This window comes from Variovorax sp. 160MFSha2.1, assembly GCF_048305075.1.
GTDB lineage: Bacteria > Pseudomonadota > Gammaproteobacteria > Burkholderiales > Burkholderiaceae_C > Variovorax > Variovorax guangxiensis.
The window spans coordinates 4,694,179-4,715,132 of sequence record NZ_CP157624.1 but is presented as its reverse complement, the minus strand read 5'-3'; the positions used below and the strand labels follow the sequence as shown (position 1 = coordinate 4,715,132).

The 20,954-nt window shown below is 64.8% G+C and carries 21 protein-coding genes and 1 tRNA gene; 10 read left to right on the top strand and 12 right to left on the bottom strand.

Going from position 1 to position 20,954, the window contains the following annotated elements:
* Positions 1–21 precede the first annotated feature (21 nt).
* The 4 genes from ABL838_RS21440 to ABL838_RS21425 all read left to right on the top strand — a co-directional run bounded on the left by ABL838_RS21440 (position 22) and on the right by ABL838_RS21425 (position 2,202).
* Positions 22–732: an SIR2 family NAD-dependent protein deacylase gene (locus ABL838_RS21440; RefSeq protein ID WP_418121792.1), complete on the top strand. Its 711-nt coding sequence runs from the start codon at positions 22–24 to the stop codon at positions 730–732.
* Positions 733–1,024: 292 nt separating this feature from the next.
* Positions 1,025–1,345, top strand: a complete 321-nt coding sequence (locus ABL838_RS21435) for a type II toxin-antitoxin system RelE/ParE family toxin (protein ID WP_418121790.1) — start codon at positions 1,025–1,027, stop codon at positions 1,343–1,345.
* Complete coding sequence (locus tag ABL838_RS21430; protein ID WP_418121788.1) at positions 1,320–1,685, top strand: helix-turn-helix domain-containing protein; 366 nt, start codon at positions 1,320–1,322, stop codon at positions 1,683–1,685. The genes ABL838_RS21435 and ABL838_RS21430 overlap by 26 nt, the downstream gene beginning before the upstream one ends.
* A gap of 244 nt (positions 1,686–1,929) precedes the next feature.
* On the top strand, positions 1,930–2,202 hold the full coding sequence (locus ABL838_RS21425; protein WP_418121787.1) for a hypothetical protein: 273 nt from the start codon (positions 1,930–1,932) through the stop codon (positions 2,200–2,202).
* 39 nt (positions 2,203–2,241) lie between these two features.
* Here the strand turns inward: ABL838_RS21425 and ABL838_RS21420 are convergent, their stop codons facing one another.
* Positions 2,242–4,119, bottom strand: a complete 1,878-nt coding sequence (locus ABL838_RS21420) for a DNA/RNA helicase domain-containing protein (protein ID WP_418121785.1) — start codon at positions 4,117–4,119, stop codon at positions 2,242–2,244.
* A 25-nt stretch (positions 4,120–4,144) separates the two neighbouring features.
* The gene (locus tag ABL838_RS21415) at positions 4,145–4,534 is read right to left on the bottom strand and encodes a nucleotide pyrophosphohydrolase (RefSeq protein WP_418121784.1); all 390 of its coding nucleotides are present in this window, start codon (positions 4,532–4,534) and stop codon (positions 4,145–4,147) included.
* Positions 4,535–4,968: 434 nt separating this feature from the next.
* Here ABL838_RS21415 and ABL838_RS21410 point away from each other — a divergent pair, with 434 nt between their 5' ends.
* Positions 4,969–5,817, top strand: coding sequence for an HNH endonuclease (locus ABL838_RS21410; protein ID WP_418121783.1), 849 nt, complete (start codon positions 4,969–4,971; stop codon positions 5,815–5,817).
* Positions 5,818–5,894: 77 nt separating this feature from the next.
* On the opposite strand, the gene ABL838_RS21405 is transcribed toward ABL838_RS21410, so the two are convergent.
* The 6 genes from ABL838_RS21405 to ABL838_RS21380 all read right to left on the bottom strand — a co-directional run bounded on the left by ABL838_RS21405 (position 5,895) and on the right by ABL838_RS21380 (position 12,528).
* A tRNA-Thr gene (locus tag ABL838_RS21405) sits at positions 5,895–5,970 on the bottom strand.
* 25 nt (positions 5,971–5,995) lie between these two features.
* The gene (locus ABL838_RS21400; protein WP_019658239.1) at positions 5,996–7,006 is read right to left on the bottom strand and encodes a class 1 fructose-bisphosphatase; all 1,011 of its coding nucleotides are present in this window, start codon (positions 7,004–7,006) and stop codon (positions 5,996–5,998) included.
* Positions 7,007–7,038: 32 nt separating this feature from the next.
* Positions 7,039–9,735 (bottom strand): aminopeptidase N, encoded by a 2,697-nt coding sequence (gene pepN, locus ABL838_RS21395; protein ID WP_418121781.1) that lies wholly within the window; start codon positions 9,733–9,735, stop codon positions 7,039–7,041.
* The gene (locus ABL838_RS21390; RefSeq protein WP_418121779.1) at positions 9,722–10,417 is read right to left on the bottom strand and encodes an HAD family hydrolase; all 696 of its coding nucleotides are present in this window, start codon (positions 10,415–10,417) and stop codon (positions 9,722–9,724) included. Before ABL838_RS21390 ends, pepN begins: the two co-directional genes overlap by 14 nt.
* A 5-nt stretch (positions 10,418–10,422) precedes the next feature.
* Positions 10,423–11,527, bottom strand: a protein-coding gene (gene prfB, locus ABL838_RS21385) for a peptide chain release factor 2 (protein ID WP_126025249.1) whose coding sequence is annotated in 2 segments (ribosomal slippage) — positions 10,423–11,445 and positions 11,447–11,527 — 1,104 coding nt in all. Because the reading frame shifts where the segments join, the coding sequence is not laid out codon by codon here.
* 188 nt (positions 11,528–11,715) lie between these two features.
* Positions 11,716–12,528, bottom strand: coding sequence for a MetQ/NlpA family ABC transporter substrate-binding protein (locus ABL838_RS21380; RefSeq protein ID WP_418117240.1), 813 nt, complete (start codon positions 12,526–12,528; stop codon positions 11,716–11,718).
* A 241-nt stretch (positions 12,529–12,769) separates the two neighbouring features.
* Here ABL838_RS21380 and ABL838_RS21375 point away from each other — a divergent pair, with 241 nt between their 5' ends.
* Genes ABL838_RS21375 through ABL838_RS21360 form a run of 4 tightly spaced genes read left to right on the top strand, consistent with a single transcriptional unit; the run spans position 12,770 to position 15,552 of the window.
* Entirely contained in the window at positions 12,770–13,642 is an 873-nt protein-coding gene (locus tag ABL838_RS21375; RefSeq protein ID WP_418121777.1) for a methionine ABC transporter ATP-binding protein, read from the top strand.
* A complete protein-coding gene (locus tag ABL838_RS21370; protein WP_093200265.1) occupies positions 13,635–14,297 on the top strand; it encodes a methionine ABC transporter permease in 663 nt (220 codons plus the stop codon). Before ABL838_RS21375 ends, ABL838_RS21370 begins: the two co-directional genes overlap by 8 nt.
* Before the next feature lie 35 nt (positions 14,298–14,332).
* A complete protein-coding gene (locus tag ABL838_RS21365; protein ID WP_126025252.1) occupies positions 14,333–15,160 on the top strand; it encodes a MetQ/NlpA family ABC transporter substrate-binding protein in 828 nt (275 codons plus the stop codon).
* Between the two features lie 41 nt (positions 15,161–15,201).
* Positions 15,202–15,552 (top strand): hypothetical protein, encoded by a 351-nt coding sequence (locus ABL838_RS21360; protein WP_418121775.1) that lies wholly within the window; start codon positions 15,202–15,204, stop codon positions 15,550–15,552.
* Positions 15,553–15,621: 69 nt separating this feature from the next.
* Here the strand turns inward: ABL838_RS21360 and ABL838_RS21355 are convergent, their stop codons facing one another.
* The 3 genes from ABL838_RS21355 to ABL838_RS21345 all read right to left on the bottom strand — a co-directional run bounded on the left by ABL838_RS21355 (position 15,622) and on the right by ABL838_RS21345 (position 18,823).
* Complete coding sequence (locus ABL838_RS21355; RefSeq protein ID WP_418121774.1) at positions 15,622–16,977, bottom strand: LLM class flavin-dependent oxidoreductase; 1,356 nt, start codon at positions 16,975–16,977, stop codon at positions 15,622–15,624.
* Positions 16,974–17,807, bottom strand: a complete 834-nt coding sequence (locus tag ABL838_RS21350) for a MetQ/NlpA family ABC transporter substrate-binding protein (RefSeq protein WP_418121772.1) — start codon at positions 17,805–17,807, stop codon at positions 16,974–16,976. Before ABL838_RS21350 ends, ABL838_RS21355 begins: the two co-directional genes overlap by 4 nt.
* A gap of 113 nt (positions 17,808–17,920) precedes the next feature.
* Positions 17,921–18,823: a LysR family transcriptional regulator gene (locus ABL838_RS21345; protein ID WP_418121770.1), complete on the bottom strand. Its 903-nt coding sequence runs from the start codon at positions 18,821–18,823 to the stop codon at positions 17,921–17,923.
* A gap of 127 nt (positions 18,824–18,950) precedes the next feature.
* Here ABL838_RS21345 and ABL838_RS21340 point away from each other — a divergent pair, with 127 nt between their 5' ends.
* A complete protein-coding gene (locus ABL838_RS21340) occupies positions 18,951–19,961 on the top strand; it encodes an aldo/keto reductase (RefSeq protein ID WP_418121769.1) in 1,011 nt (336 codons plus the stop codon).
* Here the strand turns inward: ABL838_RS21340 and ABL838_RS21335 are convergent, their stop codons facing one another.
* Entirely contained in the window at positions 19,962–20,891 is a 930-nt protein-coding gene (locus ABL838_RS21335; RefSeq protein WP_418121767.1) for an alpha/beta fold hydrolase, read from the bottom strand.
* Positions 20,892–20,954: the final 63 nt, after the last annotated feature.

Genomic DNA, 20,954 nt, shown 5'->3' with positions numbered 1-20,954 from the left:
ACGCAGAAGGAGCACCGAAGCATGAAACCCAAGGTCAAGCCGAACAAGATCGTCGTGCTCTCGGGCTCCGGCGTGAGCGCGGAGAGCGGTCTGCCCACGTTCCGCGATGCCAAGGGGCTGTGGAACAGCTACTCGTGGCAGGAACTCGCCAGCCCCGAAGGCTGGCAGCGGCACCCGGAGGCGGTGCTGGCCTTCTACAACGAACGGCGCGAGAAGGCATGGCAGGCACAGCCGAATGCCGCGCACGCTGCCATCGCATCGCTCGAGGTGGCATACGAAGTCGTGATCGTCACGCAGAACGTCGACGCGCTGCATGAGCGTGCCGGGTCGCGCAACGTGGTGCATCTGCACGGGCAACTCGCCTACGCGCGAGGCACCTCGGAGCCTGAGCCGAAGCACTATCGCATCGACGGAAATCCCATTGCCATGGGGCAACTCTGCGAAGACGGCACGCAGCTGCGGCCCGACATCGTGTGGTTCGGCGAGGCGGTGCAGCACTTCGAGGAAGCCGAGGAGCACGTGGCCACCGCGGCGCGCGTGTTGGTGGTGGGCACCTCGCTCGCGGTCTATCCGGCGGCGTCGCTCGTGCGGTATGCGGACCGCAATGCCGAGAAAGTGCTTGTCGCGCTCGACATGGAAGAGGTGCCGCGCGGCTTCGCCTTCCTGCAGGGCAGGGCGACGGACGTGGTGCCTGCACTGGCTGCTAGGTGGTTGAGTGAAGCGGGCTCGTAATTCATTTGGATGCCTGCAATCGAAGGCCCGTCATCGTTTCGATGGCGGGCCTTTTTGCGTTTGACGGGAAATGGGGCGACAGACCGTTGCATTTCCATTCATCGGACTGCAGCAACCAGGTCGTCGCTCGCACTTTCGTGTGTTGATCCGAGTTTCAGGAGGCGCGCTTGATAGGCGCAGTGCGGTCGATTTGCCTCCTGGCCGTCCCTACCGACATTCTTGTGCTGATTCCGTGAATGGGTTCACGACGCTGCACGATTAGAATGTACGCCAATGGCGTACTGCTGCGCGCATGCTCACCGTCGTTGAAACCCCAACCTTCCAGAAGCTATGGCCGAACTACTGGACAGAGGAAGAGCGAGATGAGTTTGCAGCCTACATCTCCGAGAACCCTGATGCCGGAGATCCCGTTCAGAGGTCGGGTGGCGTGCGCAAGGTGCGATGGAGCCGAGCCGGATCGGGCAAGAGTGGCGGCGTGCGGGTTGTGTACTTCAACCGCAGGAAGCCCGGTGAAGTGGTCCTGTTGTTGATCTACGCCAAAGCGAATCTCGATTCGATCTCCGGCGAAACTTTGAAGGAGTTGCGCGATGCCGCAGAAGAAGCCAATGAGTGATGCCGAACTGGCCGCTTTCGAAGCGAGCCAGGACTTGGAGGCATTGCTTGTGCAGTCGGCACGCGAAATGGGTGCCGGGAAGACGCGCAAGGTATACACGCCTCTCGTTGCTGCACGCGAGAACACCGGCCTGTCGCAAGCCGGCTTTGCCAAGTTGCTCGGCGTGTCGGTGCGCACTCTGCAGCAGTGGGAGCAGGGCCGCCGCGAACCGACAGGCTCCGCAAAGACGCTGATCGCCATTGCAGAGAAGATGCCTGAGGCACTCAGGGCGGTCGATCCGGACTACAAGGCACCGCGACGTGCGCCTGGCCGTGCGAAGGCCAGGCAGATCAAGGCCTGAGCGCCGCCGCAACGATCGCGGTCATCTACGCAAAGTCGGCGCGATCCCCAATTTGTTCACTGCATGGAGTCCCCCGCCAGCAAGGTTCTCCCATACATTTGAACGACCGCCGCGCCTCACGGCGGGACATCGATGCACACCGCAGCGATGTCGATGTGAGGCACAAAAGGCGACGGCCAAGGTGCGCTAACACCATGGCCGTCTGACCAATCAACGTGCAGATCTTTGGTAAGGAGCACATCAAGTGGCTGATCGAATTATCGCCGGGCAAAACTCGCCCATTTCCACCGATGCAATCAACCAGCAGGATGCCGTCGACATTCTCGAGAACAAGTTGACTCAGCTGCGATCTCTGTTGAACTGCTGTTACGGGGACGAGCAAGAGTTGTTCGAGGCGATTGGGGCGAGGCATCGGGGCAACATCATGTGGATCGGCGCGGATCTGGCGGATGACATCGCCCGGCTCACGCAAGAACTCCTGAAGAGGCTCCACGCGATCGATCAGCAGAAGGCCTGAGCTCATCTGTCGGAGGGCTCCAGCGCCCACCGTCGATCTTCAGGTCTGGACCACAGCGAGCGCACCGGGTGACAGCCGGTTGCGAAAATAGCTCGCGGTCTCTTCGTCGCTGCAGTAGACGTAACACCCTTTCATGCCGCGCGTCATCAATGTGCGGTAAGTGTTCTTAATGATGAGATCCGCCTCTGCAGCGGCGCTTTTGGGGTTGGCCTTGAATCGAGACTTGTAGCCGCGCAATGTCTTGTCGAATCGGTCTCGTGCCTTCGGTACCGTCACGACACGCCCGTCGCGAACGATCAAATCCGGGCCGATGATGACCCCGATGTAGTCCACCTCCAGGCCTTGGCAGGTGTGAATGCAGCCCACCTCGTTGATCGAGTTTGGCGCAATGATCCACAAACTGCCGTCGACGTCGAGGTTCCAACGCTTGCGGTAGTCACCGATGACGATGTCGAAGGCCTTTGGATCCTTCTTGCTGGTCCATGGCCAGCAATAGCCCGCTACGACGCGCGCAGTACCTGTCATGTTCTTCGCCGCGATCGACGCATGAAGTTCGTCGGGTGTGTCGAAGACTTGAAAGTCGAACTCGGCCGGCGTGAGCGTCTTGTTGGCGGTCTCCCGTACATCGAGAGCGTCATCGAGCCAGGCGATGTAGCCGTCCGAGCCGCTGCATCTGAACTGCGAGGCCAATTCATGCTCGGCCACTTCGGCGCCCTTGTTAATGCCGAAGTCGCGAATGGTCTTCTTGGTGCCGATGTCGCTGAGCGCCACGCGCTGGTCCTCATCGATGAAGAACACGGTGCACTTGGCGGCGGCAATAAGCTCCTTGACCTGGTTTTCACCGAGATTGCCGTACAGACCGCTCTTCTCGTTCAAACGGTGCGCTTCGTCCACGATCAACACGTCGAACTGGTCGGCGGGTGTGTCGACAAAGCCGCCTGAGCCCACGAAGAGGTTGGCGTAGTGCGTGCGTTTCATCGTGCCGACAAGCTTGGTTTCGTAGACGCGCCTTGGCGCCGCATTCTTCGAAACGTACTTGCAGTTCAAGCCGGCTCCCATCAAGGCGACCAGAGCATTGACGGCGAGAACCGTCTTGCCTGTTCCTGGGCCACCTTCGACGATCACCACCTTGGGGTTCGTGCTTGACGCGGACCGACCTGCAGCCAAGATGTGTTCGTAGACCTCTTTTTGGTCGTCGATCAAGATGAACTCGGCGTTTCCCTTCAGCAGGCCCGCAAGGCTGTCGCTGAGCGCCTTCGATGGCCTGATACGGCCGTTGGCCAGTTCATAGAGCACGCTCGGGTCGCCGAACTTGATGTGCTGCTTGATGAAGGTGCGCAGCAGGCCACGCTCAGTTTCTCCACGCAGGAACAGCGGTGCCTTTGCGATGTAGTCGGCGTAGTGGGCCGAATCGATGATGCCGTCGCGGTCGTAGTTGTGCAGGTAGGCGCAAGCCTGGACGGAGATGCCGCCGGAATAGACCGCTTCGTTGAAGCCCTCCATCAGAGAAGCATAGGACCACGCTTGGTACGAGGGGTGAACGACTTCTCGGTGTCCACCGCCGAGGTAGGTCTTGACCAGTGCGTCCTTTTTCGAAGGCTTCACCTTGTCCCATCGCTTGAGCTCGACGATCACGACATTTTTCGAGTTGTCGTGGCCTCGACCGGTCAGGCTGATGTCGATGCGCTTGGAGCTTTGCGGGATGTGAAGTTCGACGGCCACACCGACGTCATTCGGAATCTCGGAGTCGCTGAGCACCTTCGACATGTACCCGAGCGAATCCCGCCATGACTTCATTTCTGACGCCGGCACCTTGCGGCCCGTGGCGCTGAAGTACTTGGCGAGGATGACGTCCTCTATGTCCCTGTCGTTGTTGTCGCTGAGAAATTGCTTCTTATCGGCCTCGTAGACGATCACATCAATCCTCTTCAGATTTGCCGGCTCAGGACAGGCTGTGCTTCTTGCTGCTGCCGCGCACTTTGTCTGCGGGGTAGCGCAGTGCATTGGCTTCCAGCTTTTGTTGAACAGCAGCGTTGAGGTCGACGCCTAAGACTGAAGAAAGGCGAACGAGGTAGAGCAGTACGTCTGCGAGCTCATCTTGAACGGCCTGTGCAGTCTGTGGATCTCGGCCAGCCCCTCTTGAAGCTTCTTCCGGCATCCACTGAAAGATTTCGTTGAGTTCACCGAGCTCACCGGTCAAGGCCATCACCAAGTTCTTGGGCGAATGGAATTGAGCCCAATCGCGCTCAGCAGCAAATTGCTCCAAGCGAGCGGCCAGCGGTGCGACGTCGACGAGCGCGTTGCGTGACGTCGCGTCAGCTGCATCGGTCATGTGAGGCTCTCCTGTTGCCCTTTGCAAACCGGCTCCGAGTTGCTCCGGTTTGCCCATGTTGAAGAACATGAACCGTGCCGATCGGGACCTTGCCAACGAAACAAGTGTATCTGGCAAGGTCGACGCCATTTCACATTTGCTAAAAGAGGTCGCCCAAAGTAGCTGCAATTTTTGCAAGAGGCTTTGCTGGCGAGAGGGGACTGAAAACGACGGTGGCCCAGATCCGTTGAGAACTGTGACTTGCCCAAATCGATTGACGTTAAAGTGTGTTGCCAATCGTTAACTAGGAGGCCAGGGGATGTACGGCTATTTCGGGGCAAATTGCAGGAAGCAGACTCGTTGGAAGTCCTGTCCTGACAAGCATTTCTCCCTGGATAGGGTGGAGCGACTCAATTTCCAGGGGAGGTGTCGTGGCCAGTAAGCCCGCGCTCCCCTTGCCTTCGATTGCTGCAGAACTCCCGTCTTTCGTCTTGGGCGAAACGTATCAGCGTTGGCCTGACCTCAACATTCCGTTCGGCGGTGGTCGGCAAGGCGGCATTTCCGACTCCGCACAGGCACCTGTGACGTTCTTGTTCACTGGTGATAGCGGGGAACGGTACGGCTATGAGGATCGATTCGATGACGAAGGCACCTTCTTTTTTTCTGGCGAGGGCCAGAAGGGCGACATGAAGTTTGTCCGGGGCAACATGGCAGTTCGCGATCACTCAGCTAGAGGGAAAGCGCTGCACTTGTTTCGGACCATTGGCAAAGGCAAGGGCCAAAAGTACCTTGGGGAATTCGTTTATCACGGTCACGACTGGGTTCGCTCGCTCGACGTAGACGGCGTTGAGCGCAACGCGATCATTTTTCGGCTTGTGCCGGTCGCGCGCCTCGAGCAACTGGAACTTGCTCCGGCAGATGATCCTGTGAAGCATTTGACGCTGCAAGAGTCCAGAAATAGGGCAATTGCCGCATCAAAGGCGGATGGCTCGCAAAACAGCAAAGAAGGAGGGCGCACCGTTTACGAACGCAGCCGCGCGGTGCGGGATTACGTGCTTCTGCGTGCAGCGGGTAAATGCGAGCTTTGCGATCGGCCTGCACCATTTCATCGAAGCGGAGGGGCTCCTTACTTGGAGCCGCACCACACCACGCGGGTGTCTGACGGTGGCCCTGACCATCCGCGGTTTGTCGCCGCCCTTTGTCCCGCATGTCATCGGGAGGTGCATTACGGCGAACACGCTCGCGTAAAGAATTTGACGTTGACCGAAAAGCTTCGGGCGATTGAATCAGCAGGGCCGGAGTGATTGCAAACGGCTGCGCCCCTCAGTGTTAATAACAAACAAAAAGCCCCGCTATCGAAAAAATAGCGGGGCTTTTGATTTGGTGCCGGAGAGATGAATCGAACACCCGACCTTCTCATTACGAATGAGCTGCTCTACCGACTGAGCTACACCGGCGAAGCCTCAGATTATAGCCAAGAAATCACGCCTTCTCGGCGTGGTACTGCGTCAAACGCTCAACTTCGTTTCTAGAACCCAACATCACGCTCACCCGCTCGTGCAGTTTGGTGGGCTGCAGGTCCAGGATTCGCTGCTTGCCGTTGGTGGCGGCGCCGCCGGCCTGCTCGACCAGCCAGCTCATCGGGTTGGCCTCGTACATCAGGCGCAGCTTGCCGGCCTTTTCGGGTTCGCGCTTGTCCCAGGGGTACATGAAAACGCCGCCGCGCATCAGAATGCGGTGCACGTCGGCCACCATGCTGGCGATCCAGCGCATGTTGAAGTCCTTGCCGCGCGGGCCTTCCTTGCCGGCCAGGCATTCGTCGATGTAGCGCTTCACGGGCTCGTCCCAGTGGCGCATGTTGCTCATGTTGATCGCGAATTCCTTGGTGTCGGGCGGAATCTGGATGTCTTCCTGCGTCAGCACGAAGCTGCCCTGTTCGCGGTCGAGGGTGAACATGGCCACGCCGTTGCCCACGGTCAGCACCAGGGTGGTCTGCGGGCCGTAGATGCAGTAGCCGGCGGCCACCTGCTGTGTGCCTGCCTGCAGGAAGTCGGCTTCCTGCACGCCGGGGTGGTCGTCGGGCTTCTTCAGCACGCTGAAGATGGTGCCGATGCTGACGTTCACGTCGATGTTGCTGCTGCCGTCGAGCGGGTCGAACATGAGCAGGTATTCGCCCTGGGGGTAGCGGTTGGGCACCACGTAGATGCTGTCCATTTCCTCGCTGGCCATGGCCGCGAGGTGGCCGCCCCATTCGTTGGCCTCGATGAGCACTTCGTTGGCGATGATGTCCAGCTTCTTCTGGATCTCGCCCTGCACGTTCTCGCTCTCGGCCGTGCCGAGCACGCCGCCCAGCGCGCCCTTATTGACGGCCTGGCTGATGCTCTTGCAGGCGCGCGCGACCACTTCGAGCAGCAGGCGCAGCTGGCCGGGAATGAGGCCGTCGGCGCGCTGTTGTTCGACGAGGTAGCGGGTGAGGGAAATCTTTTGAGCCATGTGTTTTCCGTGGTGTTCGGGTTCGTTCGGGGTCAGTTGCCGGCGAGCGCGCGGGTCACGACCTCGTGGGTGTCCTTGCTCAGGTCCGGCTTGGCCGCCACGCGGGCGATCGCCTCGCGCGCGGCGCTGCGGTAGGGCTCGGCCAGCTTGCTCCAGCGGTCGAGCGCGCGCGCGAGGCGGGCGGCAACCTGCGGGTTGATGGCGTCGAGCTCGATCACGCGTTCGCTCCAGAACACGTAGCCGGCCGCGTCGGGGCGGTGGAAGGCGCCGGGGTTGGCGCTGCAGTAGCTGAAGATCACGCTGCGCGCGCGGTTCGGGTTCTTCAGCGAGAAGTCGGGGTGCTTCATCAGCTGCTTCACCAGTGGCAGGATGTCGCCGCCGCGGTCGGGCGCGCCGGCCTGCAGCGAGAACCACTTGTCGATGACCAGCGCCTCGTCCTTGAAGATGGCGTGGAAGCGCGCGAGCGCCTGTGCCGCCAGCGTGTGGCCCGACGATACCAGCGCGTTGAGCGCGTTGAAGCGGTCGGTCATGTTGCCCGCATCCTTGAAGCGCTGCAGCGTCTTGCCCGGCCAAACGACGTCGCCCGAGGAGCGTGCCGCCAGGCACAGGAAGTTCAGCGCCATGCCGGCCAGCGCGCGGCGGCCCGACGAGGTCGGATCGGGGCTGTAGGCGCCGGTGTCGTGGTGCTCTTCATAGGCCCACTGCCAGTCGGCAAAGAGGGCGGTGGCCAGCTGGGCGCGCATGGCTTCGCGCACCAGGTGCACGCGCTGCGGGTCGACCACGTCGAGCTGCTCGGCGATGTAGGTTTCCGAGGGCAGCGTGAGCACCAGTTCCTTGAAGGCGGCGTCGAGCTGCGGGTTGCGCAGCACGCTGCGCATGGCGTCGATGTAGGCGTCGTTCAGCACCGGCGTGTTGTCGGTGGCCAGCGCGGCAATGCCGTTCAGCGCGGCGCGCAGGCCCAGGCGCTGGCCGGCTTCCCAGCGGTTGAACGGGTCGGGGTCGTTGGCCAGAAGGGTGAGCAGCTGGGCGTCGGTGTACTCGAAGTCGAGGATCACCGGCGCGCTGAAGCCGCGCAGGATGGAAGGCACCGGCTCCGCGTCGAGGCCCGTGAAGGTGATCTGCTCACCGGCGCGCGACAGCACCACGGTGCGCGTGCCGTGCGTTGCTTCGCTCTCGCCTTCCAGCTGCAGCGGCAGCTCGCGGCCGCTGCTGGCGTCGAGCAGGCCGACGTTCAGCGGAATGACGAAGGGTTCCTTGGTCGGCTGGCCCGGCGTGGGCGGGCAGCTCTGCACCACGCTCAGGGTGTAGCTGCGGTTCTGCGCGTCGTACACGCCGTGGGCGGCAAGACGCGGCGTGCCGGCCTGGCTGTACCAGCGCTTGAACTGGGGCAGCAGGCGGGCGAGTTCCGATTCGGGATTCGCGTCTGCAATGGCCTGCGCGAAGTCGTCGCAGGTCACGGCCTGGCCGTCGTGGCGCTCGAAGTAGAGGGTGATGCCCTTCTCGAAGCCCTTGCGACCGACCAGCGTCTGCATCATGCGCACCACCTCGGCACCCTTTTCGTAGATGGTGACGGTGTAGAAGTTGCTGATCTCGATGTAACTGTCGGGTCGCACCGGGTGGGCCATGGGGCCCGCGTCCTCGGGGAACTGGGCGGTGCGCAGCACGCGAACGTCCTCGATGCGCTTGACGGCGCGCGCCGATGCGTCGGCACACAGGTCCTGGCTGAATTCCTGGTCGCGGAAGACGGTGAGGCCCTCCTTCAGCGACAGCTGGAACCAGTCGCGGCAGGTCACGCGGTCGCCGCTCCAGTTGTGGAAGTACTCGTGGCCGACCACGCTCTCGATGTTGCTGTAGTCGGCGTCGGTGGCGGTGGCCTGGTTGGCAAGAACGTACTTCGTGTTGAAGATGTTCAGGCCCTTGTTCTCCATGGCGCCCATGTTGAAGTCGCTGGTGGCGACGATCATGAAGCGGTCGAGGTCCAGCGGCAGGCCGAAGCGGGCCTCGTCCCACAGCACCGAGTTGATGAGCGAGTTCATCGCATGCTCGGTCTTGTCGAGGTCGCCGGCGCGCACGTACACCTGCAGCAGATGCTCCTTGCCGTTGCGCGCCTTGATGCGCTGCTCGCGCGCCACCAGCTTGCCCGCTACCAGGGCGAACAGGTAGCTGGGCTTCTTGAACGGGTCGACCCATTTCGCGAAGTGGCGGCCCTCGGGCAGTTCGCCCTGCTCGACGAGGTTGCCGTTCGACAGCAGCACCGGGTAGGCGGCCTTGGCCGCGCGCAGGGTGACGGTGTAGCTCGCCATCACGTCCGGACGGTCGAGGAAATAGGTGATGCGGCGGAAGCCCTCTGCCTCGCACTGCGTGAAGAAGGTGTCCTCGCTCACGAACAGGCCCATCAGCTTGGTGTTCTTGATGGGGCAGCAGGTGGTGAAGATCTCGAGCTCGAAGCTGTCGGGCAGGCCGTCGATGACGAGCTGCTCGCCCTCCATGCGGAACGAGGCGCCCTGGCCGTTGACCAGCACGCGCGCCAGGTTCAGCTCGTCGCCGTCCAGGCGCAGCGGCTGCACCGGCACCTCGGGGTTGCGGCGCATCTGCATGCGGTTGAGCACGCGGGTCTTGGCGGGGTCGAGGTCGAAGGTCAGGTCGACGGTGTCGATCCAATAGGCCGGGGCCGCGTAGTCTTCGCGGCGGATGGCGATGGGTTGCCCTTGGGCGTCACGCTGCAGCATCGAGGGTCTCCAAAAAATTTGAATGGGCGAGTTCGTCGTAGTCGCGAACCGCGGCGATCACATGGGGGCCGGCAAGCTCGGCGGCGGAATGGGTGCTGCACACGGCCACGGCGCGCATGCCGCCGCGGCGGGCGGCTTCGATGCCGAAGGGCGCGTCCTCGAAGACGATGCAGCGCTCGGGCGCAACGCCGATGCGGCGCGCGGCCTCCAGGAAGATGGCGGGCGTGGGCTTGCCCGAGAAGCCCTCGTCGCCGCCCACGATGGCCAGCGGCAGCGGGTCCATCTTCAGGCGCGACATGGCGAACTCGATGTTGTGCCTGTCGCCGGCCGTGCCGACCGCCACCTTCAGGCCGTGTGCAACCGCTGCCTTGGCAAAGGCCGTGAAGCCTGCGACTTCGGTGAAGTTGTCGCTGAACATGGCGCGGTAGATTTCTTCCTTCTCGTGCACCAGCGCCAGGCATTCGTCGTCGGAGAGCTCGCGCTGGAACAGCTCGCGCATGCACTCGGCGCCGGTGCGGCCCGTGGTGCGCGCGAGGATGTCGCTCACGTCGAGCTTCAGGCCGTGGCGCGCCACGAACTCGACCCACGACCGCGCATGCCAGGGCATGGAGTCGATCATGGTGCCGTCCATGTCGAAGATGAAGGCTTCGACCTTGCCACCCTTCAGGCTTTGCAGGCTCATCGGTATCACACGCCTTGCTTGAGGGAGGCCTCGATGAACACATCGAGGTCGCCGTCGAGCACCTTCTGCGTGGCCGAGACTTCGACGTTGGTGCGCAGGTCCTTGATGCGGCTGTTGTCCAGCACGTAGCTGCGGATCTGGTGGCCCCAGCCCACGTCGGTCTTGCTGTCTTCGAGCTTCTGCTGTTCTTCCTGGCGCTTGCGCATCTCGTGGTCGTACAGGCGCGAGCGCAGGCGCTTCCAGGCCACGTCGCGGTTGCTGTGCTGGCTGCGGCCGTCTTGGCACTGCACCACGATGCCGGTCGGGATGTGCGTCAGGCGCACGGCCGAGTCGGTCTTGTTGATGTGCTGGCCGCCGGCGCCGCTGGCGCGGAAGGTGTCGGTGCGCACGTCGGCCGGGTTGATCTCGATCTCGATGGAGTCGTCGATCTCCGGGTACACGAAGATGCTGGCGAAGCTGGTGTGACGTCCGCCCGAGGAATCGAAGGGCGACTTGCGAACCAGTCGGTGCACGCCGGTCTCGGTGCGCAGCAGGCCGAAGGCGTAGTCGCCTTCCACCTTGATGGTGGCGCTCTTGATGCCGGCGGTGTCGCCGGGGGTTTCGTCTTCCAGCTGGGCCTTGAAGCCCTTGCGCTCGGCGTACTTCGTGTACTGGCGCAGCAGCATGCTGGCCCAGTCGCAGGCCTCGGTGCCGCCGGCGCCGGCCTGGATGTCGATGAAGGCGTTCAGCGGGTCGGCCGGGTTGTTGAACATCCGGCGGAATTCGAGCTGCTTGATGTCGGCTTCGAGCGTGGCTGCGTCATCGGAGATGGCCTGCAGGCCGGCGATGTCGCCGTCTTCCTTAGACATCTCGTACAGCTCGGTGTTGTCCGACAGGCCGCTGGTGAGCCGGTCGAGCGTGACGACCACGTCGTCGAGCGACTTCTTTTCCTTGCCCAGCTCCTGGGCCTTCTTCGGGTCGTTCCAGACGTTGGGATCTTCGAGCGATGCGTTGACCGTCCTCAGACGTTCGGCCTTGGCATCGTAGTCAAAGATACCTCCGTAAATCGACTGTGCGGGCGCTCAGGTCCGCGAGCATCGCGCCGATTTGGTTGATCTGTTCTGCGTCCATGGGGTGTCCTGACTGTGTTCGGGGAAACCGGGCATTTTCTCATGCTCCGGTCTTCCACCGAGGAGGCCCCCGTATTGCTCCTTCCCCCTCTGGGGGAAGGCTGGGACGGGGGCGGGCAGGGCGTCCCATGCGAGCGCCGCTTGCCCCCACCCCCGGCCCCTCCCCAGCGGGGGAGGGCGCAAGAGTCGTCAGAACGCCGGAACCAGCGAGCCCTTGAACTGCGTCTCGATGAAGCTCTTCACCTCGGGCGACTGGTAGGCCGCCACGAGGCGCTTCGCCCAGGGCTTGTCCTTGTCGGCGCGGCGCACGGCGATCAGGTTGGCGTAGGGGCTCTTGGGCGATTCCTTGATCACCGCGTCCTTGTTCAGAGACAGGCCGGCCTTCTCGGCGTAGTCGTTGTTGATGGAGGCGATGGTCAGGTCGTCCAGCGAGCGCGGCAGCTGGGCGGCGTCGAGCGCCACCAGCTTCAGCTTTTTCGGGTTGGTGACCACGTCCAGCGGCGTGGCCGTGTTGTTCTTCACCGCCTCCGGCTTCAGCGTGATGAGACCGGCCGACTGCAGCAGCAGCAGGGCGCGGTTGCCGTTGGACGGGTCGTTCTGGATGCCGACCGTGGCGCCGTCGGGCAGCTGGTCGATGGACTTGATCTTGCGCGAGTAGAAGCCCAGCGGCGCGGTGATGGTCAGGCCCACCGGCACGATGTCGAAGCCGCGCGCCTTGTTCTGGTTGTCCAGGAAGGGCTGGTGCTGGAAGGCGTTGGCGTCGAGGTCGCCCGAGGCCAGGGCGGCGTTGGGCAGCTGGTAGTCGTTGAACACGACCACCTGGATGTTCAGGCCGTCCTTGGCGGCGACCTTCTTGACCACTTCGAAGATCTGCTCGCCGTTGCCGACGGAGACACCGACCTTGATGTTGTTCTTGTCCTGCGCGAAGGCGCCGGAGCCTGCGAAGAGGGCGGCAGCCAGGGTGGCGAGGGCGAAGGTGCGGCGGCGGAAATTGGTATGCATGTGCTTGCGCGGATCGAAAAAAACGAAGGCGCGAATGTGGCATTGCCGGCCGCGGAAGGGAACGAACCAATCTGCATATCGATATGGCGTGTCGCGCCCGTCACGTACTTCTCTTATGTGCCTATTCGTATAAACAGCATCCTTTTTGTTCGTTCCCTTTCGGTGCGTTTCTTTTCATACTCGGCACCTTTTTTCGAACCTACGCGACCTGCGCCACCCGCGCGGGCCGCGCTTCTTCTCCATGACCCACCCTACGCCTGACCAGGGCCGCGGCGATCACGCGGCGCCAGTCATCCGTCTCCAATCGGTGCAGAAATCCTTCGCCTTGCCCAGCGGCGAAGCGTTCGACGCCGTGCATTCGCTGTCGCTCGACATCCAGCAGGGCGACGTGTTCGGCCTGATCGGCAAGAGCGGCGCCGGCAAGTCGACGCTTCTGCGCCTCATCAACCTGCTGGAGCGGCCCGACGCGGGCCGCGTCTTCGTCGGCGGGCGCGACCTCACCACGCTCTCGCGCAGCGAGCTGCGCGACACGCGCCAGAACATCGGCATGATCTTCCAGCAGTTCAACCTGCTGCAGAACGCCACGGTGTTCGACAACGTGGCCTTCCCGCTGAAGATCCACGGCCGCCATTCCAAGGCCGAGATCGACGCCCGCGTGCGCGAGTGCCTGGCCCTGGTCGGCCTGGCGGAGAAGATCGACACCTACCCGGCCCAGCTCTCCGGCGGGCAGAAGCAGCGCGTGGCCATCGCCCGCGCGCTGGCGCCGCGCCCGCAGGTGCTGCTGTGCGACGAGCCCACCTCGGCGCTCGACTCCGAAACCACGCGCTCGCTGCTGGAGACGCTGCGCGACATCAACCAGAAGATCGGCGTGACCATCGTGATCGTCACGCACGAGCTGTCGGTGGTGGAAGTGCTGTGCCGCAACGTGGCCATTCTCGAGAAGGGCCGGCTGGTGGAGCAGTTCGCGGTCGATGCGGCCGGTGAGGCCGAGCGCAAGACCGCGCTGGGCCGCGAGATCGACGAGCTGGTGCGCCGCCGCGAGCGCGAGGCGCGCGAATCGCACCCGGCGCGGCCGTCGGCCCAGTTCGGCGCGCAGGAGCTGGCCTATGTTTGAGAACATCGCCCCCATCCTCCCCGAGCTGTGGGTCGCCACCGGGCAGACCTTCATGATGCTGGCCATCGGCCTCTCGGCGGCCGTGCTGATCGGCGGGCCGCTGGGCATCCTGCTGTTCCTGCTGGGGCCGGGGCAGTCGCTGGAGAACAAGCCGGCGTTCCTGGTGCTCAACTGGCTGGTGAACACGGTGCGCTCGTTCCCCTTCATCATCCTGCTGGTGGCGCTGGTGCCGTTCACGCGGGTGATCGCGGGCACCTCCATCGGGCCTCTGGCGGCCGCGGTGCCGCTGTCGTTCGCGGCCATTCCCTACCTGGCGCGGCTGGTCGACCAGTGCTTGCGCGAAGTGCCGCGCGGCGTGATCGAGGCGGCCCACGCCATGGGCGCGACCGAGCTGCAGATCGTCTGGCGCGTGCTGCTGGTGGAGGCCCGTTCGGGCCTGGTGCTGGCGCTGACCGTACTCGCCGTGAGCTTCCTTTCCTACTCGGCGGTGGCCGGCGTGGTGGGCGGCGGCGGCATCGGCGACCTGGCCATCCGCTACGGCTACTACCGTTTCCAGACCGACGTGATGGTGCTCACCGTGGCGCTGCTCGTGGTGCTGGTACAGATCCTGCAATTCGCCGGCAACGCCACGGCACGCAGGCTTGACAAGCGTTGATCTCTCACTTTTTTCCTTCCAGCTTTTCCAATCTCATGAAGACCGTTTTCCTGCGCCGTTCCGTTCTCGCCCTGTCGCTGGCAGCCCTTTCCCTGGGCGGCCTCTCGCTGCAGGCCCATGCGCAAGACCCCGCCAAGAAGAACCTGGTGATCGGCGGTACCGCCGGCTCCAACGCCGACCAGCTCAAGCAGGGCATCGTGCCCATCCTCGAGAAGAAGGGCTACAAGGTGAAGCTGGTCGAGTTCAACGACTACGTGCAGCCCAACCTCGCGCTGGCCCAGGGCTCGCTGGACGCCAACTTCTTCCAGCATCAGGTCTACCTGAAGAAGTTCGCGGCCGACCAGAAGCTCGACCTCGCCGAACTGGTGCAGGGCCCGATCGCGCCCATGGGCGTGTACTCGACCAAGCGCAAGACGCTGGCCGATGTGAAGGAAGGCGACCGCGTGACGCTGCCGAACGACCCGAGCAACCTGGCCCGCGCGCTGGTGCTGCTGGAGCAGAACAAGCTGCTCACGCTGAAGACCGGCATCGACCCGCTGCGCGCCACCGAGAAGGACGTGGCCGAGAACCCGAAGAAGCTGAAGTTCATTCCGCTCGAAGCCGCCCAGCTGCCGCGCTCGCTCGGCGACACCGAGTACGCCATCGTCAACGGCAACTTCGCGATCTCCTCGGGCCTGAAGCTCACCGAGGCCGTGGTGCTCGAAAAGACGCCCGACTACTACCTGAATGTGGTCGCCGTGAAGACCGCCGACAAGAACACCCAGTGGGCCAAGGACATCGCCGATGCCTACCGCTCGAAGGAGTTCAAGGCGGTGGTTGACAGCAAATTCCAGGGTTACGCCAAGCCCGGTTTCCTGCAGTAATCCTTCCTTTCCTTCATCCTTCTTCGAGAAAAGGACTCCCCATGCCCGTTCTGGCCGTATTCGATGCCCAGGGAAACTGGAGCGACACGCATGTGTGCGACGGCTGGATCACCGAACGCCTGGCCGGGCAGGGCGTGAGCTGGGGGCGCGGCAGGAAGAAGGGGCAGCGCGTGCTCGAGAGCGCCGGGCTCTTCTATCTGCCGACCGATGACGGCTACCTCGGCCTGCTTCTGGAGGCGGGCGAGTGGGCTTCGGTGCCGGCGGGCAAGCCGCATTTCTTCGATGCGGGCGAGGCTGAGTCGCTGGAGGGGCTGCCGGCGTCGCTGCCGTTGTTCGAAGCCTTCGTCGAGGAAGTGCTGTCGCTCACGGGCAACGACGCCGACGAGGAGTGATGACGCAAGAAGAACAAGAGGCCGCGTGAACCGCGGCCTTTTTTCTTTGCGCCCTTTACCTTTATCTATTCAGGCGGCCAGCCGCTGCGCCGTCCGCCCGGCAGGCCGCGTCAGCCCCAGGTGATCGCGCAGCGTACGCCCCTCGTATTCCGTGCGGAAAATCCCGCGCTTCTGCAGGATCGGCACCACCCCGTCGACGAAATCCTGCAGCCCGTGCGGCAGCGCGTCAGGCATCAGGTTGAAGCCGTCCGCCGCGCCGGCGCTGAACCAGCGCTCGATGTCGTCCGCGATCTGCTCCGGCGTGCCGACGATCACGCGGTGCCCGCCGCCGCCCGCGAGTTCGCGGATCAGCTGGCGCACCGTGTAGCCGTGTGTGCGGCCGGCCGCGACCACCGCATTGAAGAAGGTGTGGTTGCCGTTGCCATTGGCGGGCAGCGGCAGGTTGTCGGGCAGGCGCTCGTCGAGCTTCAGGCGGTCGGGCGTGATGCCGAGCGTGCCGGCGATGCGCGTGAGGCTGTAGTCCCACGGGATCAAGTCGACCAGTTCGTCGCGGCGGCGGCGCGCCTCGGCCTCGGTGGCGCCGACGATGGTGGTCAGGCCCGCGAGCACCTTCACCGCGTCGGGGCCGCGGCCCAGTTCGGCCGCGCGGGTCTTCAGTGCGCGGGCATAGGCCAGCGATTCCTCGAAGGACTGGGAGGCGGAGAACACCGCTTCCGCGTGGCGTGAGGCCAGCTCGCGTCCGTCGGCCGAGGCTCCGGCCTGCACCAGCACCGGGTGGCCCTGCGGCGAGCGCGGAAGGTTAAGCGGGCCCTGTACCGCGAAGTGCTCGCCGCGATGCGCGATGGCGTGCACCTTGGCGGTGTCGATGAAGCTGCCGGTGGTCTTGTTGCCGACGAAGGCATCGTCCTCCCAGCTGTCCCACAGCGCCTTCACCACGTCGGTGAACTCGGAGGCGCGCGCGTAGCGCTTCGCGTGGTCGGGCGTGGCGTCGAGGCCGAAGTTGCGCGCCGAGGGCAGGTCGGCCGTGGTCACCACGTTCCAGCCGGCGCGGCCACTGCTCACATGGTCGAGCGTGGCGAAGCGGCGGGCGATGTTGTAGGGCTCGTTGTAGCTGGTCGAGGCGGTGGCGATCAGTCCGATGTGCGTGGTGGCCGCGGCCACGCAGGCCAGCAGCACCGTGGGCTCCAGCGCGGTGATCGGGCGGAAGTGGATCTGGTCGACGATGGCCGCGTTGTCCGCGAGGAACACCGCGTCGAGCTTGCCGGCCTCGGCGATCTGCGCGGTGCGGATGTAGTGCTGGATGTCGGCGAAGGCCCACGGATCGCTCTGCGGCAGGCGCCACGCCGAGGGCACGAAGCCCGAATGCAGGATGTTGACGTTGAGGTGCAGCTGCCGCGGCGCGGTCTTGTTGTTCGAAAGGCTCATTGCGAGAAGTAGTCGGGCAGCCGGTAGCCGGCCCATGCCGGGTTGGCCCTGAAGAAGCGCTGGAATTCGGGCGACTGGTAGGCCGCCGCGATGTCCTGCGCGAATTTCGCGCTCTCGTTGCCGCGCTTGACGGCGACCACGTTCACGTAGGGCAGCGTCATGTTCTCCAGCTTCAGCGCCTCGGTGAGCTTCAGGCCCGAGGCGATGGCGAAGTTGCCTTGCACGGCGGCGATGTCGGCGTCGGCCAGCGAGCGCGGGGCCTGCGCGGCCTCCAACGGCACCAGCTTCAGGCGCTTGGGGTTGGCGACGATGTCGCGCTCCGACACCGAGACCGGGCTCACGCCCGGCTTGAGCGTCACCCAGCCGATGCCCGCGAGGATGTTGAGCGCGCGAGCCGCGTTCACCGGGTCGGATGGCAGCGTGACCGTGGCGCCGTCGGGCACGGTGTCGAGCGACTTGTGGCGCTGCGAGTAGAGGCCCATCGGCGGGGTCGGCACATGCACCACCGGCACGAGGTCGAAGCCCTGCTGCCTGTTGGTGGCGTTGAGGTACAGCGTGTGCTGGAAGATGTTGGCGTCGATCTGCCCGCGCTCCACCGCGTCGTTGGGCTGCACGCCCTGGCTGAACTCGACGTACTTGACGGTGTAGCCCAGCTTCTTCAGCTGGGGCTCGATGCCGTTCGTGAAGGCATCGCGGTACGGGCCGGGCATGAAGCCCACGCGCAGGTCGGCCGCGTGAGCGGAAAGCTGGGCCGCCAGGCTCAGGGAGAGGCCGCCGAGCAGCGGGGCGAAGCGGCGCAGCCACGACGGCGCGCGCGAAGAGGAAGGCATGACTACAACTCCAGGGGACGGCAAAGGGAGCTGCGCACTCTAGGACGCGGTGAGCGCCGCGCGAACGAAGATTCGCGCGCTTGGTTATCCGCTGGGCAAATATCCGGCGGACATCAGCCGGACTGGCCTTCGCCCTTCAGGAAATCGACGAAAGCCCGCAGCGGCGCCGGCATGTGCGTGCGGCTCGGGTAGTACAGGAACGGCCCCGAGAAGCTCTGCCACCAGTCCTCCAGCACCGGCGCGAGCGTGCCCCGGTCGATGGAGGGGCGCAGGTACTCGTCGAAGGTGTAGATCACGCCGAGGCCCGACTCGGCGGCGTGCAGCTCCAGGTCGAGCGCCGATGCGATCAGCGGCCCGCTCGGCGTGATCTTCACCGTCTTGCCCTTGCGCACGAAGCCCCAGGCCGCGAGCACGCCGCTGGGAAAGCGGTGGCCGATGCAGGCGTGGCGCAGCAGGTCGGTCGGGTGCCTGGGCACGCCGTGCTCGGCGAGGTAGTCAGGCGATGCCGCGGCCACGAAGCGCTGCGTGCGCGGGCCCAGGGGCACGGCGATCATGTCGCGGGCGATGCTCTCGTCGTAGCGGATGCCGGCGTCGAAGCCCGCCGCGAGCACGTCGATGAAGGTGTCGTTGGTCGTGATCTCCAGCGTGATGCCCGGGTGCGTGCGCAGGAAGCGGCTGGCAAGCGGCGGCAGCACGCGCTGCGCCACGATGGTCGGCACGTTCAGGCGCAGCGTGCCGGTGGGGCTGTCGCGAAAGCTGTTGAGCGTGTCGAGCGCGCCGGCGATGTCGTCCAGCGCGGGCGAGATGCGGTCGAGCAGGCGCTGGCCCGCTTCGGTGGGCGTCACGCTGCGCGTGGTGCGGTTCAGCAGGCGCACGCCCAGCTGCGCCTCGAGCCTGCGCATGGCCTCGCTGAGCGAGGAGGGCGACACGCCGCGCAGGGCGGCCGCGCCCCGGAAACTGCGCGCGCGGGTGACGGCCACGAAGGCGCCCAGGTCGGAGAGCTCTGGTTCGTTCATGGCGCGATTGTGCGCTTTCCCGCACAACCCGTGCAGGGCTGGACGGATTATCGAACGGCATCTTTGCTTCCAGACTACCGCCATGCCGCTCGCCATCGCGTCCGGCCCCTCTGAAAGGAACGCTTCGATGAACACACTCCAGCTCGGTGCCACCGGCCCCAGGGTTTCCGCCATCGGCCTCGGCTGCATGGGCATGTCGGGCATGTACGGCCCCTCCGACCGCGCCGAAAGCATCGCCACCATCCACGCCGCCATGGACGCGGGCATCACGCTGCTCGACACCGGCGACTTCTACGGCAGCGGCCACAACGAGATGCTGATCGGCGAGGCGCTGAAGGGCCTGAAGCCCTCGCAGCGCGACGCGGCACTGGTCAGCGTCAAGTTCGGCGCCATGCGCGACCCGGCCGGCGGCTGGGTGGCCTACGACGCGCGGCCGGCGGCGGTGAAGAACTTCGCGACCTACTCGCTGCAGCGCCTGGGCGTGGACCACATCGACATCTACCGCCCGGCGCGGCTCGACCCCAACGTGCCGATCGAGGAGACCATCGGCGCCATCGCCGACCTGGTGAAGGCGGGCTACGTGCGCCACATCGGCCTGTCGGAAGTGGGCCCGCAGACCATCCGCAAGGCGGCGGCCGTGCATCCGGTGTGCGACCTGCAGATCGAGTATTCGCTGATCTCGCGCGGCATCGAGGACGAAATCCTCGCCACCTGCCGCGAGCTGGGCATCGGCATCACCGCCTACGGCGTGCTGTCGCGTGGCCTCATCAGCGGGCACTGGACGAAGGACAGCGCGGGCGAGAAGGACTTCCGCGCGCACAGCCCGCGCTTCCAGGGCGAGAACGTGGAGCGCAACCTTGCGCTGGTCGAGGCGCTGCGCAAGATCGCCGACGCAAAGGGCGTGAGCGTCGCGCAGATCGCCATCGCATGGGTGGCGGCGCAAGGCGACGACATCGTCCCGCTGATCGGCGCGCGGCGGCGCACGCGGCTCGACGAGGCACTCGGTGCTTCGAGCGTGAAGCTGGGGGCCGACGATTTCGCCGCCATCGAGCGCGCGGTGCCGAAGGGCTCCGCTGCCGGCGACCGCTATGCAGCTGCGCAGATGGCCAGCCTGGACAGCGAGCCCCGGCGCGGCTGATCAGGCCGCGAGAAACTCCTCGATCATCCGCGCGACGATCCGCGGCTGGTCGTGGTGCAGCATGTGGCCCGCGTCTTCGAGCCGCTCGATGCGCGCGTTGCCCACCGATTTCAGCCGCTCGTGGAATTCGTCGAGCGTGTAGCGGTTCTTCCACCAGCCGTGCAGGCTGTCGTCCGATGCCTCGACCATCAACAGCGGCGCGGCGATGCGCGAGTAGAGCGCCAGCGTCTCGTCGACGCGGAAGATGTGGGCATTGACGATCTTGTGTGCCGCCTCGCCCAGGATCTGCCAGCGCTCGCTGCCGTCGGGCTGGGCGTGGTTCACCGACCAGTGGCTTGCGAGCCAGGCGGCCTTGTCGGGCGTCAGGCGCGGATTGGTCTTCATGAGGCGGCGGGCCACGCCGTCCACGGCCGAGTAGCCGGCCAGCGCCATTTCGCCGCGGTGCAGGCGCTTGAGCTCGTCGATCCACTGGCCGTAGCGCGCGGGCGCTTCGTCGGGCTTGCGCGCGGGCATGCCGAAGCCTTCGAGGTTGACGAGGCGGCGGATGCGCTGCGGCCGCACGCCGGCGTAGTGCATGGCGACGTTGCCGCCCATGCTGTGGCCGACGAGGTCGATCTGCCGGGCGCTTTCACCTTCGCCGGCGTAGTGGTCGAGCAGCCATTCGAGGTCCGCGAGGTAGTCGGCGAGCCAGTAGTTGTCGACGCCGCCGCCGTCGGTGAGGCCGAAGCCGCGCCAGTCGGGGGCGATGATGAAGCGGTCTTCCTCCATCGCGTCGACCACGAACTGCCACGACGCCGCCACGTCCATCCAGCCGTGCACCAGCACCAGCGGCGGGCGTTTGTCGGAAGGCTGGCCCCACAGCCGCACGTGGTAGCTGAGGTTGCGCACGGGCACGAATTCGCTGCGGGAGGGGCGGAGGGCTTGGTACATGGGCGTCGATGATAAGGAGGCCTTTGTACTGACGCAGTCCGCCACAGGACAGGCAGCGGCCGG

What these genes read in the sequence shown, in the direction of transcription:
- ABL838_RS21440 (WP_418121792.1), top strand. Translation starts at nt 22, where the DNA reads ATGAAACCCAAGGTCAAGCCGAACAAGATCGTCGTGCTCTCGGGCTCC.
- ABL838_RS21435 (WP_418121790.1), top strand. Translation starts at nt 1,025, where the DNA reads ATGCTCACCGTCGTTGAAACCCCAACCTTCCAGAAGCTATGGCCGAAC.
- ABL838_RS21430 (WP_418121788.1), top strand. Translation starts at nt 1,320, where the DNA reads ATGCCGCAGAAGAAGCCAATGAGTGATGCCGAACTGGCCGCTTTCGAA.
- ABL838_RS21415 (WP_418121784.1), bottom strand. Translation starts at nt 4,534, where the DNA reads ATGACCGATGCAGCTGACGCGACGTCACGCAACGCGCTCGTCGACGTC.
- ABL838_RS21400 (WP_019658239.1), bottom strand. Translation starts at nt 7,006, where the DNA reads ATGGCTCAAAAGATTTCCCTCACCCGCTACCTCGTCGAACAACAGCGC.
- pepN (WP_418121781.1), bottom strand. Translation starts at nt 9,735, where the DNA reads ATGCTGCAGCGTGACGCCCAAGGGCAACCCATCGCCATCCGCCGCGAA.
- ABL838_RS21390 (WP_418121779.1), bottom strand. Translation starts at nt 10,417, where the DNA reads ATGAGCCTGCAAAGCCTGAAGGGTGGCAAGGTCGAAGCCTTCATCTTC.
- ABL838_RS21380 (WP_418117240.1), bottom strand. Translation starts at nt 12,528, where the DNA reads ATGCATACCAATTTCCGCCGCCGCACCTTCGCCCTCGCCACCCTGGCT.
- ABL838_RS21375 (WP_418121777.1), top strand. Translation starts at nt 12,770, where the DNA reads ATGACCCACCCTACGCCTGACCAGGGCCGCGGCGATCACGCGGCGCCA.
- ABL838_RS21370 (WP_093200265.1), top strand. Translation starts at nt 13,635, where the DNA reads ATGTTTGAGAACATCGCCCCCATCCTCCCCGAGCTGTGGGTCGCCACC.
- ABL838_RS21365 (WP_126025252.1), top strand. Translation starts at nt 14,333, where the DNA reads ATGAAGACCGTTTTCCTGCGCCGTTCCGTTCTCGCCCTGTCGCTGGCA.
- ABL838_RS21360 (WP_418121775.1), top strand. Translation starts at nt 15,202, where the DNA reads ATGCCCGTTCTGGCCGTATTCGATGCCCAGGGAAACTGGAGCGACACG.
- ABL838_RS21355 (WP_418121774.1), bottom strand. Translation starts at nt 16,977, where the DNA reads ATGAGCCTTTCGAACAACAAGACCGCGCCGCGGCAGCTGCACCTCAAC.
- ABL838_RS21350 (WP_418121772.1), bottom strand. Translation starts at nt 17,807, where the DNA reads ATGCCTTCCTCTTCGCGCGCGCCGTCGTGGCTGCGCCGCTTCGCCCCG.
- ABL838_RS21345 (WP_418121770.1), bottom strand. Translation starts at nt 18,823, where the DNA reads ATGAACGAACCAGAGCTCTCCGACCTGGGCGCCTTCGTGGCCGTCACC.
- ABL838_RS21340 (WP_418121769.1), top strand. Translation starts at nt 18,951, where the DNA reads ATGAACACACTCCAGCTCGGTGCCACCGGCCCCAGGGTTTCCGCCATC.
- ABL838_RS21335 (WP_418121767.1), bottom strand. Translation starts at nt 20,891, where the DNA reads ATGTACCAAGCCCTCCGCCCCTCCCGCAGCGAATTCGTGCCCGTGCGC.